Below are 14,854 nucleotides of genomic sequence, written 5' to 3'. Positions count from 1 at the left end.
GCTGCGTGCGGTTCGTCAAGGCCCCCCTGCCCGAACCAGGGCATTCGGGAGACACGACGAAGATCACCATACCCCTCGTGCCCGAGGCCGCAAGGCAACCGTGGCCACGCTCCCAGGAACGCCGAAGAGCGACCACCCGGATGGATGATCGCTCTTCGGTGCTTGAGCGTTACAGCCCTCTCTTACGACGGCTGCGGCGCAGGCGAGTCCGTGCGGACCCGCAGGGTCTTACTTGACCTCGACGGAGGCGCCGGCGCCCTTGAGGGACTCGGCGGCCTTCTCGGCGGCGTCCTTGGCGACCTTCTCGAGAACGGGCTTCGGGGCGCCGTCCACGAGGTCCTTGGCCTCCTTCAGACCCAGGGAGGTCAGCTCACGCACGACCTTGATGACCTGGATCTTCTTGTCGCCGGCACCCGTGAGGATGACGTCGAACTCGTCCTTCTCCTCAGCAGCCTCGGCGGGGGCGGCCGGACCGGCCGGACCGGCGACGGCGACCGCGGCGGCGGCGGTGACGTCGAACTTCTCCTCGAACGCCTTCACGAACTCGGAGAGCTGGATGAGGGTCATGCCCTCGAACTCGGCGAGCAGTTCGTCCTGGGTGAGAGCCACGATGGCTTCCCTTCACTAATTTCGGCTGGTGCCGGTGTGTACATGTCTGGCGGGCGTACGTTCGGCCCGCTACGACCGTTGCCTCAGGCGGGAAGCCTCAGGCGGCGGTCATTTCGCGAGCCGAGTTACTCGGCACCGCCCTGCTCTTCTTGCTTGGCGCGAAGGGCGTCCACCGTGCGGACGAGCTTCGACGGAAGCGCCTGGAAGAGCTGCGCAGCCTGAGTCTGCTTGCCCTTGAAGGCACCCGCCAGCTTGGAGAGCAGAACCTCGCGGGACTCGAGGTCCGCGAGCTTCTTGATCTCGTCGGCGGACAGCGCCTTGCCGTCAAGGACACCGCCCTTGATGACGAGGTTCGGGTTGTCCTTGGCGAAGTCACGAAGACCCTTCGCCGACGTCACCGGGTCACCGGTGATGAAGGCAACCGCCGTCGGACCGTTGAACAGGTCGTCGAGCGTGGAGATCCCGGCCTCGTTGGCCGCGATCTTGGTCAGCGTGTTCTTCACCACGGCGTACTGGGCGTCGTCACCGAGCGAACGACGCAGCGTCTTGAGCTGCGCCACGGTGAGACCCCGGTACTCGGTCAGCACGGCGGCGTTCGAGCTACGGAACTGCTCCGTGAGCTCGGCCACCGCGGCAGCCTTGTCGGGCCTTGCCATAGAGCGTCGGCCTCCTTCCGGGTGATGGGACCGCTCAGAAGGGGCTGGGGAAAACGAAACGCCCCGGCGCAGGCGCACGGGGCGTAGCTCGACCGGGACTCGCATGCCGTAAAGCAGCGGATTCCGGGAGCACTTCCACAGTCACCTGCGCGGGTCGTCCGCGGTTCAGCGGATCCTTCGGCCACCGCGCCCTCTTGCGAGCGCACGGCAACGACCAGCGGTCTTTGGCTTCTGGAGAAGAGTACGGGAACGGATCGCGGTCAGGCAAATCCGCCCGTACGGCTCAGCTGCTCTGGAGTTCCTTCATCATCTCGGCGAGGTCGGCGGTCTCCTTGGCCGGCGGGGCGGTGACCGTCACGGGCTTGTTGATGTCGAGGAAGGTGATCGTCATGTCGAGCGGGCCCTTGTCGGCCGTGCCCTGCATCCGGAACTGCTTGGTGTGGTTCTCGCCGTCGACCCACATGTCCATGGTCATCTTGTCGATGCCCATCTTCGTGTACTGGTCGAGGGCCTTCTCGCGCTGCTCCTGGACGGTCTTGCTCTCGTCCTTGAGGGAGGCCTTGAGGTCGGCGAGGGTGACCGTGCCCTTGTAGTGGGTGGTCTTCACCCCGTCGACGGTCTCGGTGCCGACCTTCTTCACGTCCTTGGAGCCGGTCAGGAAGGAGGAGTCGGCGGCCGGGTTCTGGTCGGCCGTGCCGGCGCCCAGCTTCTCGGTGTCGAGCCCCGTGTCCGCGCCGGCCGCGGACATGTCGAACTTGATCCAGCTCTTGCCGCCCATCTCCTTGGTCATGGAGGCGTTGCCGCCGATGTACATGGCGTTGTCCACGAGCCGGATCTCCACCGGGCCGTCGGCCCCCGCCTCGGCGGCCGTCATCTTCATGCTCATGGCCAGCGGCTTCATGCTCATCGAGGCCTCGCCGGAGACCTTGCCCTCGCCCGGGACCTTGCCGGTCATCTTGTAGCGGAGGGAGGTGATGTCCGCGCTGTTCTTGGCGGCCTTGGCGACGGCGGCCGCGGGCGTCATCTCGGGCGAGGAGTCGGAGTCGCCCTTCTGACAGCCGACCGCTCCGGCGGCGAGCAGCAGAGCCGCGAGACCGGCACCCGTGGCCCTACGGCGCACCGAACCACGTACAGAAGACACAGACCCCATCGATTCCCCCCAAGGAACGCATGGCAGATACACAGAAGTGCCGTGATCCTAACCCCAAGAGACAGCAAAGGTCTCCTGGTTTCTCACCTGCAACAGGAGACCCACCGGCCCCACCCGTCTCAGGAGCTGCTGCCCTGCTGCTTCAGCAGCTGCTTGAAGTCCTCGGTGTCGCTCGCCGCGGGCTTGGCCACGGAGACCTTCACGCCGTAGTCGCTGTAGTACGCGGTCTGGGTGTACTGACCGGCCGTCATCTCACCCTTCTCGACCTTCTTGACCAGCAGGTCCTTTCCGTCGACCCAGATGTCGACGGTCTCCGTGGTGACGCCGGCCTGGGTGAGCTGCTTCTTCAGACCGGCCAGCTGGCTCGCGGTGAGGTTGGAGTTCTTGCCGGCCAGGTCGGCGACGTCCACCGTGCCCGAGTAGTGCGTGGCGTCCACTCCGCGCACCTTCTCGGTGCCGACCTTCTTGACGTCCCCGGAGGCCAGCAGGAGCTTCACCGACTGGTTCGGGGTGGTGTTCTGCATCTGGTCCTTGAGGTAGGTGCCGGAGCTGCCGCCCAGGTCGGCCAGGTCCTCGTAGCCGTACCGGATCCAGTGCTTGCCGCCCGCCTGCGCGGCGAACTTCTCGCCCATCTTCGCGTAGTAGGCGTCCGGGAGGTACCGCGCCTCCATGGACGTGCTGCCGAGCTGGCGCATGGTGTCGGCCATGGTGCCGCCGGTGTACGTGATGACGAGGTTGCCGCTGAGGCCGTCGGACCAGCCGAGGGCGCCGTCGGCCGTCATGGACATCAGGGAGCCCATGGTGGTCGTCGACTCGACCTTGGCGGAGTCGGCGCCGTCGGTGGACTTCTCGGCGCTGCGCAGGGCCGCGATGGGGCTGACCTGCGTCGCCCCCTTGCCGGACGCACCGTCGTCCTTGCCCGAGCCCCCGGAGGAGTCCGCGGAGCTACAGGCCGCCGTCCCCGACAGCGCGGCCACCACCGCCGCGAACAGACCGATCCGGCGTACGGTCGTGCTTTTCATCCGTCCCCCACCCCTATGTGACTCCTGTGCCTGCACGCTAACGCAGGGCACTGACACTCGTACCGGGAAAAGAGACGGGCCCCGCACCTCGAAAGGTTGCGGGGCCCGCGTCAGACACGCGTACGCGACTGCCGTCAGGATCAGACGGCGGCCGGGTCCTCCTCGACGAGGAGGTTGCGGGTGCGGTTCGAGTCGACCGGAATGCCGGGGCCCATCGTGGTGCTGATGGCGGCCTTCTTGATGTAGCGACCCTTGGCGGCGGACGGCTTCAGACGGAGGATCTCCTCCAGCGCCGCACCGTAGTTCTCCACCAGCTTGGTGTCGTCGAACGACGTCTTGCCGATGATGAAGTGCAGGTTCGAGTGCTTGTCGACGCGGAACTCGATCTTGCCGCCCTTGATCTCGGTGACGGCCTTCGCCACGTCCGGGGTCACGGTGCCGGTCTTGGGGTTCGGCATGAGACCACGGGGACCGAGCACGCGGCCGAGGCGGCCGACCTTGCCCATGAGGTCCGGGGTGGCGACGACGGCGTCGAAGTCCAGGCGGCCCTTCGAGACCTCGTCGATCAGCTCGTCGGCACCGACGATGTCGGCGCCCGCGGCACGCGCGGCCTCGGCACGGTCGCCGGTCGCGAAGACCAGGACCCGGGCGGTCTTACCGGTGCCGTGCGGAAGGTTCACGGTGCCACGGACCATCTGGTCGGCCTTGCGCGGGTCGACACCCAGACGGAAGGCGACCTCGACGGTGCCGTCGAACTTGGTCGTGGAGGTCTCCTTGGCGAGACGGACGGCCTCGAGCGGGGCGTAGAGCTTCTCCCGGTCGACCTTGGCGTCCGCAGCGCGGAGAGACTTGCTGCGCTTGCTCACTACTGCTCCTGATGCTTCTGAGGAGTCGTGGTCCGGACCGAGCAGGTCCTACCACTTCTTCTGCTTGACGTACGGGGGTTGGGGCTCAGCCCTCGACCGTGATGCCCATGGAACGGGCGGTGCCGGCGATGATCTTCGCGGCGGCGTCCAGGTCGTTGGCGTTCAGGTCGGGAAGCTTGGTCGTGGCGATCTCGCGGACCTGCGCCTCGGTGATCTTGGCGACCTTGGTCTTGTGCGGCTCGCCGGAGCCCTTCTCGACACCCGCGGCCTTGAGGATCATCTTCGCGGCCGGCGGCGTCTTGGTCACGAAGGTGAAGGAGCGGTCCTCGTAGACCGTGATCTCCACCGGGATGACCCAGCCACGCTGCGACTCGGTCGCGGCGTTGTAGGCCTTGCAGAACTCCATGATGTTGACGCCGTGCTGACCGAGCGCGGGGCCGACCGGCGGGGCGGGGTTCGCCGCACCGGCGTTGATCTGGAGCTTGATGAGCCCCGTGACCTTCTTCTTCTTGGGAGGCATTACTCTCCGGGTCCTTTCGATTCGAGTGTGCCCTCGCCCCGGGTCGCGTCCCGGGAGAAGGCATACCGCACAACGATAACGGGTATAGATGCGCGGCCAAAAACCGAGCAGGTCAGACCGGCTGCGAACAGCCGGTCTGACCTGCTCGGAAGCTCTTTCCGGAAGAAGCTAGTTCTTCTGGATCTGGTCGAACGAAAGCTCGACCGGCGTCTCGCGGCCGAAGATCTCGACGAGACCCTTGACCTTCTTCGAGTCGGGGTTGATCTCGTTGATCGTCGCCTGGAGCGTGGCGAACGGGCCGTCGGTGACGGTGACCGAGTCGCCCACCTCGAAGTCCAGCACCTGGACCTCGACCTTGCGCTGCGGAGCCGGCTTGCCCTCGGCCTCGGCGGCCTCACGGGCGGCCTTCTCCTCGGCCTCCGGGGCGAGCATCTTGACGATCTCGTCCAGGGTCAGCGGGTACGGGTCGTACGCGTTGCCCACGAAGCCGGTGACACCGGGGGTGTTGCGGACGACGCCCCAGGACTCGTTCGTCAGGTCCATGCGGACGAGGACGTAACCCGGGAGCTTGTTCTGCTTGATCGTCTTGCGGTCGCCGTTCTTGATCTGGACGACCTCTTCCTGCGGCACCTCGGCCTGGAAGATGTAGTCCTCGACGTTCAGCGAGACGGCGCGCTGCTCCAGGTTGGTCTTCACGCGGTTCTCGTAACCGGCGTAGGTGTGGATCACGTACCACTCGCCGGGCAGCGTGCGCAGCTCCTCGCGGAGGGCCTCGACGGGGTCGACCGGCTCGGTCTCCTCCTCGGCCTCGGCCTCTTCGAGCTCGGCGTCGGCTTCCTCGGAGTCCTCGTCGGTCTCCTCGGAGTCGTCCTCGACGTGCAGCGCGGCTTCCTCGGCCGGCTCGCCCGCCTCGGCGTCGGCAGCCTCGAACTCGTCCTCCTCGTCCGCGCCCTCGACGATGTCGAGCTCGTCATCCAGCGACTCGTCGGGCTCGATGGCGTCGTTCAGGTTCGGGTCAGACACGGTGGCTGCTTCTTCCTGGATACATAGGGGTGGAACATGCGAAAGGGGCGCCGGTAACCACGGCGCCCTTCGCGGTCGGCTCAGCCGAAGACGTACTTGGCGGCGTGGCTGAGTCCATAGTCAATCACGGTGACCAGGCCGATCATGATGACGACGAAGACAATCACCACAGTGGTGTACGTCGTCAGCTGGTTGCGCGTAGGCCAGACGACCTTGCGGAGCTCGGCGATGACCTGGCGGTAGAAGAGGCCGAGCCTCTTGAACGGACCCTTCTTGGCCCGCTTGCCGCCCTTGCGGGCCTTCTTCGTCGTCTCCTGCGCCTCGTCCTGGGCATCAGGCGTGTCGATGGAGCCCACGGCGTCCGCCATTCGTCCTCACCTGTTCCCGGGTCGTGGCCGTGCCGCGCCCGGTCTGAGCCGCACGGCGGTGCATTGCTGTACGTACATGCGCACACCGGCGAAGGTGTGTGTAGCAGGGCCGGAGGGACTTGAACCCCCAACCGCCGGTTTTGGAGACCGGTGCTCTACCAATTGAGCTACGACCCTTTGGTTCGCCCCCAACGTACCGCATCCGACCGAGTGCTCGGTGTGCACCGCTTGCGGCGCGGCAGTTGATGGCCAACGAGGTGAGAGTGTACGTGGTCCGGAGCGCCCCGTCGAACAGAAAGCCCGCGTAGGGGCCTTGGCAGAGGAAGATCGCCGGAAAACCTCCGGAAGATCACCAGGCCACCGCCGGATTCCGGACGGGTGTTCAGTGGCCGACCCCCACATGTTCAGTCTGTGAAACCCGCGTGCCCGGCACGTTTCGGGTCTGGAACGATGGGCCCCATGAGCGCTGCAACCCCTCCCACCGAGCGCCGGGTCTCCGCCCGAGTCGGCGCGATCTCCGAGTCCGCCACCCTCGCCGTGGACGCCAAGGCCAAGGCCCTCAAGGCCGCCGGGCGTCCGGTGATCGGCTTCGGCGCCGGCGAGCCCGACTTCCCGACCCCGGACTACATCGTCCAGGCCGCCATCGAGGCCTGCTCGAACCCGAAGTACCACCGGTACACCCCGGCCGGCGGCCTGCCCGAGCTGAAGTCCGCGATCGCCGCGAAGACGCTGCGCGACTCCGGCTACGAGGTGGAGGCCGCCCAGGTCCTCGTCACCAACGGCGGCAAGCAGGCCATCTACGAGGCCTTCGCCGCAATCCTCGACCCGGGCGACGAGGTCATCGTCCCGGCCCCGTACTGGACGACGTACCCGGAGTCGATCCGCCTCGCCGGCGGTGTCCCCGTGGACGTCGTCGCGGACGAGACCACCGGCTACCGCGTCTCGGTCGAGCAGCTGGAGGCGGCCCGCACCGAGAACACCAAGGTGCTGCTGTTCGTCTCCCCGTCCAACCCGACGGGCGCGGTCTACACCCGCGAGCAGATCGAGGAGATCGGCCGCTGGGCTGTCGAGAAGGGCCTGTGGGTCCTGACCGACGAGATCTACGAACACCTGGTCTACGGCGACGCCGAGTTCCACTCCCTGCCCGTGGTCGTGCCCGAGCTCGCCGACAAGACCATCGTGGTCAACGGTGTCGCCAAGACGTACGCCATGACCGGCTGGCGGGTGGGCTGGGTCATCGGCCCCAAGGACGTCGTCAAGGCCGCGACCAACCTCCAGTCGCACGCCACCTCCAACGTGTCGAACGTCGCTCAGGTGGCCGCGCTCGCCGCCGTCTCCGGCGACCTGTCGGCCGTGGAGGAGATGAAGGAGGCGTTCGACCGTCGCCGCAAGACGATCGTCCGCATGCTCAACGAGATCGAGGGCGTGCTCTGCCCCGAGCCGGAGGGCGCCTTCTACGCGTACCCCTCGGTCAAGGCCCTGGTCGGCAAGGAGATCCGCGGCAAGCGCCCGCAGGACACGGTCGAGCTGGCCGCGCTGATCCTGGAGGAGGCCGAGGTCGCGGTCGTCCCGGGCGAGGCCTTCGGCACGCCGGGTTACCTGCGGCTGTCGTACGCCCTGGGTGACGAGGATCTCGTCGAGGGCGTCAGCCGGATCCAGAAGCTGCTGGCGGAGGCCCGGGACTGAGGCCGCCGTACCGGAAGCGCCCCCTCACATGAGGGGGCGCTTTTTCGTGCGAGCAAGACCACTAAAGGGGAAAGCGGTACCGGGACCCCTCCGACGTACGGCAGGATCCTGGGATGGAGCGTGTACGTGATGTCTCTGAGCTGCCGAAAGCCCATCTGCACCTGCACTTCACCGGCTCGATGCGCCCGGGGACGGTTCTGGAACTGGCCGACAAGTACGGTGTGCGGCTGCCCGAGGCGCTGGTCGACGCACTGACCAGCGGGGAACCCCCGAGACTGCGGGCCACCGACGAGCGGGGCTGGTTCCGTTTCCAGCGGTTGTACGACGCCGCCCGCTCGTGCCTCAGGGAGCCGGACGACATCCGGCGGCTGGTGCGGGAGGCCGCGGAGGAGGACGTGAAGGACGGCTCGGGGTGGCTGGAGATCCAGGTCGACCCGACCTCGTACGCGCCCCGGCTGGGCGGGCTGATCCCGGCGCTGGAGATCATCCTGGACGCGGTCGAGACGACCTCGCGGGAGACCGGGCTGGGGATGCGGGTGCTGGTCGCCGCGAACCGGATGAAGCATCCGCTGGACGCGCGCACGCTGGCCCGCCTTGCGGTGCGGTACGCGGACCGGGGGGTCGTCGGGTTCGGGCTGTCCAATGACGAACGCCGGGGTATGGCACGGGACTTCGACCGGGCGTTCCACATCGCGCGGGAGGGCGGGCTGCTGTCCGCGCCGCACGGTGGGGAGCTGACCGGCCCGTCGTCCGTGCGGGACTGCCTCGACGACCTGGACGCGAACCGGATCGGGCACGGGGTGCGTGCGGCGGAGGATCCGCGGCTGCTGAAGCGGCTCGCGGAGCGGGGCGTCACGTGTGAGGTCTGTCCGGCGTCGAACGTGGCGTTGGGCGTGTACGAGAAGGCCGAGGACGTGCCGCTGCGGACCCTGTACGAGGCGGGGGTCCCGATGGCGCTCGGTGCCGACGACCCGCTGCTCTTCGGGTCGCGGCTGGCCGCGCAGTACGAGATCGCGCGTCGTCATCACGGCTTCACGGACGCGGAGTTGGCGGAGCTGGCGCGGCAGTCGGTACGGGCTTCGGCGGCGCCGGAGAACATGAAGGCCAAGCTGCTGGCCGGGGTGGACGACTGGCTGGCCTAGAGCTGGGGCTGGGGCTCGGGCCTGGACTCGGGCTCGGGCTCGGGAGGAACTGGGGCCGGGTCAGTCGGTGATGCCGAGGAGGAGGGTCCGGGCCAGTCGGTGGGCGAACTCGTCGACCGACGGTCGTACGGCCTCTTTCGTCGCGTCGTAGGCGTACGCCCGCTGTGAACAGGCGCCCAGGAGGAGCGAGGCGGCGGCGAAGGTGTCGACGTCGGGGCGGACGCGGCCGGCGGTCTGCTCGGCCCGCAGGTAGGCGTCCAGGCCCTCGATGGGCCTGTGCGGGCCGGTTCCCATCTCGCGCATCGCGTCGTCGTGGCGGCGCTTGAGCTGGGTCTCGGCGTACAGGGAAGCGGCGATCGGGAACGTCTGCTCGTAGAAGAGGGCGGCGTTGCGGGCGATCTCGGTGAGGTTCTGTTCGAGGGTGGCCCTGCTCGGTTCCGCGGCGAGGCTGCTCAGCAGTGGGGTGAGCTTCGGCAGGCGTTCCGACAGGACGCCGATGAAGAGCTCCTCCTTGCTCGTGAAGTACTTGTACAGCGCGGCCTCCGAGCAGTCGGCCGCCTTCGCGATCTCTTTCGTCGTGGTCTTCGCCAGCCCGACGGTGAGCATCAGCTCGTGAGCGGCATCGAGGATGCGGACACGGGCCGGCTTCGTTTCCATGGCTTGTCCACTTGTCCAATCGGGCTTGACGGGTGGGTGAGTGTTTACCCACTCTAGTGGTGAGGACGGGTGAGTGAGTACTCACCCACCAACTGCGAGCACGGGAGTAGCCATGAAACTCACCGTTTTCGGGGCCACCGGGGGCATCGGCGGGGAGATCGTCCGCCAGGCGCTGGCCGGCGGGCATCACGTCACCGCCGTCGTCCGTGATCCGGCCCGGTTCGACGTGACCGGGCCGAACCTGGAGGTGTTCCGGGCCGACCTCACCGACCCGGAGGCCGTGCGGCCCGCGGTGGCCGGGCGGGACGCGGTGCTGTCGGGGCTGGGTGCGCGGTCGCGCAAGGACGCGGGGGTGGCGGCCCGGCTGACCCGGACCGTCCTGGGCGCCATGCGGGCCGAGGGGATACGGCGGATTCTGGTGGTCAGCGCCGGGCCGATCGGGCCCGAGCCGGCGGACGGGGTGGTGGACCGGGCCGCGCGGGGGCTGGTCTCGAAGGTGCTGAAGAGCGTCTACGACGATCTGCGGGAGATGGAGGCGGAGCTCGCGCGCAGTGGTGCCGACTGGACGTCGGTGCGGCCGCCGCGGCTGCAGGACAAGCCGCTGTCCGGTGTCTATCGCACGGTCGTCGGGGGGTTTCCGCCCAAGGGGCGGTTCATCGCGCGGGCGGATGTGGCGCACGCGATGCTGTCCATGGTCGGGGAGGTGGGGACGGTGAAGCAGGGGGTGGGAGTGGCGTACTAAAGGCTGACGCCCACCGTCACCGGCTCGTTGACCAGCGTGATGCCGAAGGTGTCGTGGACGCCGGCCACCACCTCGCGGGCCAGGGTCAGCAGGTCCTCGGTGGTCGCCTCGCCCCGGTTGGTGAGCGCGAGGGTGTGCTTCGTGGAGATGCGGGCGGGGCCGGTGCCGTAGCCCTTGGTGAAGCCGGCCTTGTCGATCAGCCAGGCCGCGGAGGTCTTGGTGTGGCCCTCGGCCGCGGGGTACGCGGGGGGCTCGGCGTCGGGGCCCAGGTGCTGCTTCACGCGCGCGTGGAACTCGGCGAAGTCCGCGTCCGTGAGGATCGGGTTCGTGAAGAAGGAGCCGGCCGACCAGGTGTCGTGGTCCTCCTGGTCCAGGACCATGCCCTTGCCGGAACGCAGCTTGAGGACTGTCTCGCGGGCAGCGGTCAGGGGGACGCGGTCGCCGGGGTCCACGCCCAGGGCGCGGGCGGTTTCGGCGTACTTGATGGGCGCCGAGAGGCCGTTGGCGTCTTCGAGGGAGAAGCGGACGCGCAGGACTACGTAGCGGTCGGGGTCGGACTTGAAGCGGCTGTGGCGGTACGAGAAGGCGCAGTCGGCGTTCTTGACGGTGACTGTTTCGTGGGTGGTGCGGTCGTAGGCGATGACCTCGGTGATGGTCGAGGAGACCTCCTGGCCGTACGCGCCGACGTTCTGGATGGGCGTCGCGCCTGCGGAGCCGGGGATGCCGGCGAGGCACTCGATGCCGGCGAGGCCGGCCTCCACGGTGTGCGCGACGGCGTCGGTCCAGGTCTCGCCGGCGGCGAGCTCCAGGCGGGTGCCGTCGAGGTCGAAGCCCTTGGTCGCGATGACGAGTGCGGTGCCCGCGAAGCCCTTGTCGCCGATGACCAGGTTGGAACCGCCGCCGATGAGGAGGAGGGGGGTCCCTGCGGCGTCGGCCTCGCGGACTGCGGCGATGACCTCGGCGTCGGTGGTCGCGGTCAGCAGCCGGGTCGCGGGGCCGCCCAGGCGGAAGGTGGTCAGGGGGGCGAGGGGGGCGTCGTGGAGTTCCTGCACGGGCTCAAGGGTACGGGGCGAGGGGGGGCGGGGATGCCTGCGGCGGCCTGTGCGGATGTGTGGGGGTGCGCGTCGCGCACTACGGTTCGTCGGGGGTCGGGGCCGTGGCGGGGGGTGTCCGTCCTCGGAACGGCGCGGAATCGGTCTCCTGAAGAGGTGCCCGCGTTGACGCGCCAACCCTGCGGGCAGACACCCCCCGCCACGTCCCCTGCTCGCCGTTGCGCGAGTGCGGGCGCGTACGACGGCTCCTCAAAGCCTGCCCGGCCTCAGCTTTCTTTGGCGGTACGTGCGGAACGGCCCCGTCCGAGAGGACGGGGCCGTTCCGCGTCGTTCAGCCTGCGATCGGCTCCAGTGCCGGTGTCGCTTCCTCCTCGACCGGCGTCGCGGTCGTCGCGCCGCGCCGCCGCGGGATAAGCAGTGCCGCCACCGCTGCCAGGGCCACCACCGCGGCGCCGGTGATCAGCGCGGGCTGGAGGCCGTCGACGAAGGTCTGTGCGGACTCGTAGCCACCCTGCGAGGAGAAGATCGACGACATGATCGCGATGCCGAGCGCTCCGCCGACCTCGCGCAGCGCGTTGTTCGCGCCGGAGGCGATGCCCTGTTCCTTGGGGAGCACGCTGGACATGACCAGGTTGGCGGCGGGGGCGAAGTAGAGGGCCATGCCGATGCCGCTGATGATCAGGCCGGGGAGCTGGGCGGCGTAGGAGACGCCGGGGGCGACGACGGTGGCCATCCAGGCCAGGCCGGCTGCTTGGAAGAACAGGCCCGCGGCGACTACGGGGCGGCCGCCGATGCGGTCGGACAGGATGCCGGCGATGGGGGCGACCAGCATCGGCATGCCGGTCCAGGGGAGCATCCTGAGGCCCGCCTCGGTGGGCGAGTAGCCGAGGACGCCCTGCATGAACTGGCTCAGCAGGAAGATCGAGCCGAACATGCCCAGGAACATCAGCAGGCTCGCCGCGTTGATGCCGGAGAAGGCCCGGGAGCGGAACAGGCGCATCGGGAGCATGGGGTTCTTGGCCCGTGTGCTGTAGAGGATGAAGGCGATGAGGAGGGCGGTGCCCGCGAAGAGGCCGGTGAGGACGAGGGGTGCCGTCCAGCCGTCCGCCGGGCCGCGGACCAGGCCGTAGACGATGCCGAACAGGCCGCCGCTGGCGAGCAGTGTGCCGGGGATGTCGAGCGGGGCGCCGGTGCCGTGCGACTCCGCGAGGCGGAGGCGGGCCAGGGGCAGGAGGGCGATGCCCAGGGGGACGTTCAGCCAGAAGATCCAGTGCCAGGAGACGTGTTCGGTGAGGCTGCCGCCGATGAGGGGGCCGGAGGCGACCGCCAGGCCGTTGACCGCGCCCCAGATGCCGTATGCCATGCCGCGCTTGGCGGCGGGGACGGCTGCCGTGAGGAGGGTGAGGGTGAGGGGCATCATGATCGCCGCGCCCACGCCCTGGATCGCGCGGGCCGCGATGAGGGTGTTGATGCCGGTCGCCATCGCCGCGGCTGCGGACGCGCCGGTGAAGACGGTGAGGCCGACCAGGAACATGCGGCGGCGGCCGAAGCGGTCGCCCAGGGCCGCGCCGAACATCAGGAGGACGGCGAAAGTGAGCGTGTAGGCGCTGACCGTCCATTCGAGGTCGCCCAGCGCGCCGCCGAGGTCTTTGCGGATGGAGGGCAGGGCGGTGGTGACGACGAGGTTGTCGAGGGCCGCCATGAAACCGGCGACGCTGGTGATGACGAGGGCCCAGACGGTTCCCACGGTTCCCCCGCGGTGTGCGGAGGTTTCGGTTTCGGTTGCGGTCTGCTGTGACATCGCTCCCCCAGGGGCGGTTCACTCGGTTCGGTTTAATTAGTTATTGATTACTAACTTTTGCGGGCACAGAAAGGCGGTTGCGGCGCCTCTTCCGGCCCTCGTGCGGGCTATTTCCCCAGGCGGCCCTTGTCGCGCGCCTCCGGATACAGCCCCTCCCAGACTCTGTGCTCTGGCGGAAAACCCATGGCCACCAGGCAGTTGATGAGCATCCCGTACGCCATGAACGTCGTCGTCTCCTCGACTTCGGCGCCCAGCGGCAGATGGACCGTGTCCCACAGCCGCATCCAGCCCGCCCGTACGTCCTCGCCGAGTTCATGGTCGCCGGCCTGCTCGGCGGCGGCCACGGTGACGTACATCTGCATCTGCATCAGCAGCCGCTCGGGGTGCTGCGCGATGACCTCGGTGTAGGCGTTCGCCATGGCACGCAGGGCCTCTTCGCCCTCCAGCCCCTTGGCGGCCTCCTCGAAGGTGCGGATCGTGTCCTCCATGCAGCGCTGCGACGCCGCGAGGAAGATCGCCTTCTTGCCCGGGAAGAGCCGGAAGAGATACGGCTGCGAGACACCCACCCGCTTGGCGATCGCCTCGGTCGACGTGCCGTAGTAGCCACCGCGAGCGAACTCCGCGGTCGCCGCACGAATGACGCTCTCGCGCCTCTCTTCTGCACTCATCCTGGCCATGGGTAGTAAGTTAGTACTCAATCACTAACTACGTCAAGGGGTGGTCCGGCGTCCGTTCACGGACACGGTCGGCTGCCGGAAGGCCGCGCGTACCAGCCGGTGGAACGCCACCGGGGGCGACGCCCTTCGAGTGCGTGGACGTCCGATCCCGGGGATACGACCTGCTTACTCCGACCGCTGGCGCGCGGGGAGTGTCCCCTCGTCGACGAGCCTTCGCAGGACCTGCTGGACGGTGTCCGGGGAGACCTCGAAATCGTCAGCCACCTGTCGCTCTGCCGGAAGGGAGTCGCCCGCACTCTCCTTCTTCCGAGGTGGTCACATAAGGATGTGAGTGGTGGCCACATAAGGATGTGAGTGGTGGCCACATGAGGATGCGAGTGGTGGTCACATGAGGATGCGCGTAAGGGGCGCCCCGCAATGGAGGGCGCCCCTTACGCGTCGGTCGGACCTGTCGTCAGGCCAGCCGTACGACCGCTCGAGACATCCCCAGCACCTTCTGGCCCACGCTCGTCGCCGTGAGGTCCACGCGGACCGTGTTGTCGTCGAGCTTGGCCGCGACCTTGGCGCTGACCTCGATCAGGGCGCCCTGGTCGTCGTTCGGGACGACGACGGGCTTGGTGAAGCGGACGCCGTACTCGACGATCGCGCCCGGGTCGCCGGTCCAGTCGGTGACCACACGGATCGCCTCGGCCATGGTGAACATGCCGTGCGCGATGACGTCCGGCAGCCCGACCTCCTTGGCGAACTTCTCGTTCCAGTGGATCGGGTTGAAGTCCCCGGAGGCGCCGGCGTACTTGACGAGCGTGGCGCGGGTCACGGGGAAGCTCTGCGCGGGCAGTTCCGTGCCGACCTCGACGTCGTCGTATGCGATCTTCGCCGTCAT

At 68.4% G+C, this 14,854-nt stretch carries 16 protein-coding genes, 1 tRNA gene and 1 pseudogene; 3 read left to right on the top strand and 15 right to left on the bottom strand.

Annotated elements, in window-relative coordinates; all coding sequences use genetic code 11:
* Positions 1–228: 228 nt before the first annotated feature.
* From rplL to ACQEWB_RS28495, 9 genes are all read right to left on the bottom strand, one after another.
* The gene (gene rplL / locus ACQEWB_RS28535) at positions 229–612 is read right to left on the bottom strand and encodes a 50S ribosomal protein L7/L12 (RefSeq protein WP_186281297.1); all 384 of its coding nucleotides are present in this window, start codon (positions 610–612) and stop codon (positions 229–231) included.
* A gap of 122 nt (positions 613–734) precedes the next feature.
* The gene (gene rplJ / locus ACQEWB_RS28530) at positions 735–1,265 is read right to left on the bottom strand and encodes a 50S ribosomal protein L10 (RefSeq protein WP_432835869.1); all 531 of its coding nucleotides are present in this window, start codon (positions 1,263–1,265) and stop codon (positions 735–737) included.
* A 283-nt stretch (positions 1,266–1,548) separates the two neighbouring features.
* On the bottom strand, positions 1,549–2,415 hold the full coding sequence (locus ACQEWB_RS28525) for a DUF1396 domain-containing protein (RefSeq protein WP_432835867.1): 867 nt from the start codon (positions 2,413–2,415) through the stop codon (positions 1,549–1,551).
* A gap of 119 nt (positions 2,416–2,534) precedes the next feature.
* A complete protein-coding gene (locus ACQEWB_RS28520) occupies positions 2,535–3,437 on the bottom strand; it encodes a hypothetical protein (RefSeq protein WP_432835865.1) in 903 nt (300 codons plus the stop codon).
* 140 nt (positions 3,438–3,577) lie between these two features.
* Positions 3,578–4,303: a 50S ribosomal protein L1 gene (rplA, locus tag ACQEWB_RS28515; RefSeq protein WP_432835863.1), complete on the bottom strand. Its 726-nt coding sequence runs from the start codon at positions 4,301–4,303 to the stop codon at positions 3,578–3,580.
* 85 nt (positions 4,304–4,388) lie between these two features.
* Positions 4,389–4,823: a 50S ribosomal protein L11 gene (gene rplK, locus ACQEWB_RS28510; protein WP_055631380.1), complete on the bottom strand. Its 435-nt coding sequence runs from the start codon at positions 4,821–4,823 to the stop codon at positions 4,389–4,391.
* A 168-nt stretch (positions 4,824–4,991) separates the two neighbouring features.
* Positions 4,992–5,846 carry a transcription termination/antitermination protein NusG gene (nusG, locus tag ACQEWB_RS28505; RefSeq protein ID WP_432835860.1) on the bottom strand — a complete coding sequence of 285 codons (855 nt, stop codon included), beginning with the start codon at positions 5,844–5,846 and terminating at the stop codon, positions 4,992–4,994.
* An 80-nt stretch (positions 5,847–5,926) separates the two neighbouring features.
* Positions 5,927–6,214, bottom strand: a complete 288-nt coding sequence (gene secE / locus ACQEWB_RS28500) for a preprotein translocase subunit SecE (protein WP_432835858.1) — start codon at positions 6,212–6,214, stop codon at positions 5,927–5,929.
* A 104-nt stretch (positions 6,215–6,318) separates the two neighbouring features.
* Positions 6,319–6,391: transfer RNA gene (locus ACQEWB_RS28495), tRNA-Trp, on the bottom strand.
* A 282-nt stretch (positions 6,392–6,673) separates the two neighbouring features.
* Here ACQEWB_RS28495 and ACQEWB_RS28490 point away from each other — a divergent pair.
* Both ACQEWB_RS28490 and ACQEWB_RS28485 read left to right on the top strand, forming a co-directional pair.
* Positions 6,674–7,900: a pyridoxal phosphate-dependent aminotransferase gene (locus ACQEWB_RS28490; protein WP_432835856.1), complete on the top strand. Its 1,227-nt coding sequence runs from the start codon at positions 6,674–6,676 to the stop codon at positions 7,898–7,900.
* A 113-nt stretch (positions 7,901–8,013) separates the two neighbouring features.
* On the top strand, positions 8,014–9,042 hold the full coding sequence (locus ACQEWB_RS28485) for an adenosine deaminase (protein ID WP_432835854.1): 1,029 nt from the start codon (positions 8,014–8,016) through the stop codon (positions 9,040–9,042).
* 60 nt (positions 9,043–9,102) lie between these two features.
* Here ACQEWB_RS28485 and ACQEWB_RS28480 read toward each other — a convergent pair whose 3' ends face one another.
* On the bottom strand, positions 9,103–9,699 hold the full coding sequence (locus ACQEWB_RS28480) for a TetR/AcrR family transcriptional regulator (RefSeq protein WP_432835852.1): 597 nt from the start codon (positions 9,697–9,699) through the stop codon (positions 9,103–9,105).
* Positions 9,700–9,811: 112 nt separating this feature from the next.
* Here ACQEWB_RS28480 and ACQEWB_RS28475 point away from each other — a divergent pair, with 112 nt between their 5' ends.
* The gene (locus tag ACQEWB_RS28475; protein WP_432835850.1) at positions 9,812–10,441 is read left to right on the top strand and encodes an NAD(P)-dependent oxidoreductase; all 630 of its coding nucleotides are present in this window, start codon (positions 9,812–9,814) and stop codon (positions 10,439–10,441) included.
* On the opposite strand, the gene ACQEWB_RS28470 is transcribed toward ACQEWB_RS28475, so the two are convergent.
* The 5 genes and pseudogenes from ACQEWB_RS28470 to ACQEWB_RS28450 form a co-directional block, all read right to left on the bottom strand.
* On the bottom strand, positions 10,438–11,493 hold the full coding sequence (locus ACQEWB_RS28470; protein ID WP_432835848.1) for a UDP-N-acetylmuramate dehydrogenase: 1,056 nt from the start codon (positions 11,491–11,493) through the stop codon (positions 10,438–10,440). The two genes, ACQEWB_RS28475 and ACQEWB_RS28470, sit on opposite strands and share 4 nt — an antisense overlap.
* Before the next feature lie 331 nt (positions 11,494–11,824).
* Positions 11,825–13,294 carry a DHA2 family efflux MFS transporter permease subunit gene (locus ACQEWB_RS28465; RefSeq protein WP_432835846.1) on the bottom strand — a complete coding sequence of 490 codons (1,470 nt, stop codon included), beginning with the start codon at positions 13,292–13,294 and terminating at the stop codon, positions 11,825–11,827.
* Between the two features lie 107 nt (positions 13,295–13,401).
* Complete coding sequence (locus ACQEWB_RS28460; RefSeq protein ID WP_432835844.1) at positions 13,402–13,971, bottom strand: TetR/AcrR family transcriptional regulator; 570 nt, start codon at positions 13,969–13,971, stop codon at positions 13,402–13,404.
* A gap of 165 nt (positions 13,972–14,136) precedes the next feature.
* Positions 14,137–14,256, bottom strand: a pseudogene (locus ACQEWB_RS28455) (GntR family transcriptional regulator); the annotation flags it as partial.
* Positions 14,257–14,425: 169 nt separating this feature from the next.
* Positions 14,426–14,854, bottom strand: coding sequence for a MaoC family dehydratase (locus ACQEWB_RS28450; RefSeq protein WP_432844052.1), 429 nt, complete (start codon positions 14,852–14,854; stop codon positions 14,426–14,428).

The sequence above is a fragment of the Streptomyces sp. CA-249302 genome, assembly GCF_050936785.1.
Taxonomy (GTDB): Bacteria; Actinomycetota; Actinomycetes; order Streptomycetales; family Streptomycetaceae; genus Streptomyces.
Note: the sequence above shows the minus strand (reverse complement) of the source record. Positions and strands in the feature narration are given on the sequence as shown.

Coding starts and splice junctions, on each gene's coding strand:
- ACQEWB_RS28465 (WP_432835846.1), bottom strand. CDS start 13,294: ATGTCACAGCAGACCGCAACCGAAACCGAAACCTCCGCACACCGCGGG.
- ACQEWB_RS28450 (WP_432844052.1), bottom strand. CDS start 14,854: ATGACGGCGAAGATCGCATACGACGACGTCGAGGTCGGCACGGAACTG.
- ACQEWB_RS28520 (WP_432835865.1), bottom strand. CDS start 3,437: ATGAAAAGCACGACCGTACGCCGGATCGGTCTGTTCGCGGCGGTGGTG.
- ACQEWB_RS28460 (WP_432835844.1), bottom strand. CDS start 13,971: ATGGCCAGGATGAGTGCAGAAGAGAGGCGCGAGAGCGTCATTCGTGCG.
- ACQEWB_RS28480 (WP_432835852.1), bottom strand. CDS start 9,699: ATGGAAACGAAGCCGGCCCGTGTCCGCATCCTCGATGCCGCTCACGAG.
- secE (WP_432835858.1), bottom strand. CDS start 6,214: ATGGCGGACGCCGTGGGCTCCATCGACACGCCTGATGCCCAGGACGAG.
- ACQEWB_RS28485 (WP_432835854.1), top strand. CDS start 8,014: ATGGAGCGTGTACGTGATGTCTCTGAGCTGCCGAAAGCCCATCTGCAC.
- ACQEWB_RS28490 (WP_432835856.1), top strand. CDS start 6,674: ATGAGCGCTGCAACCCCTCCCACCGAGCGCCGGGTCTCCGCCCGAGTC.
- rplK (WP_055631380.1), bottom strand. CDS start 4,823: ATGCCTCCCAAGAAGAAGAAGGTCACGGGGCTCATCAAGCTCCAGATC.
- rplJ (WP_432835869.1), bottom strand. CDS start 1,265: ATGGCAAGGCCCGACAAGGCTGCCGCGGTGGCCGAGCTCACGGAGCAG.
- ACQEWB_RS28475 (WP_432835850.1), top strand. CDS start 9,812: ATGAAACTCACCGTTTTCGGGGCCACCGGGGGCATCGGCGGGGAGATC.
- ACQEWB_RS28525 (WP_432835867.1), bottom strand. CDS start 2,415: ATGGGGTCTGTGTCTTCTGTACGTGGTTCGGTGCGCCGTAGGGCCACG.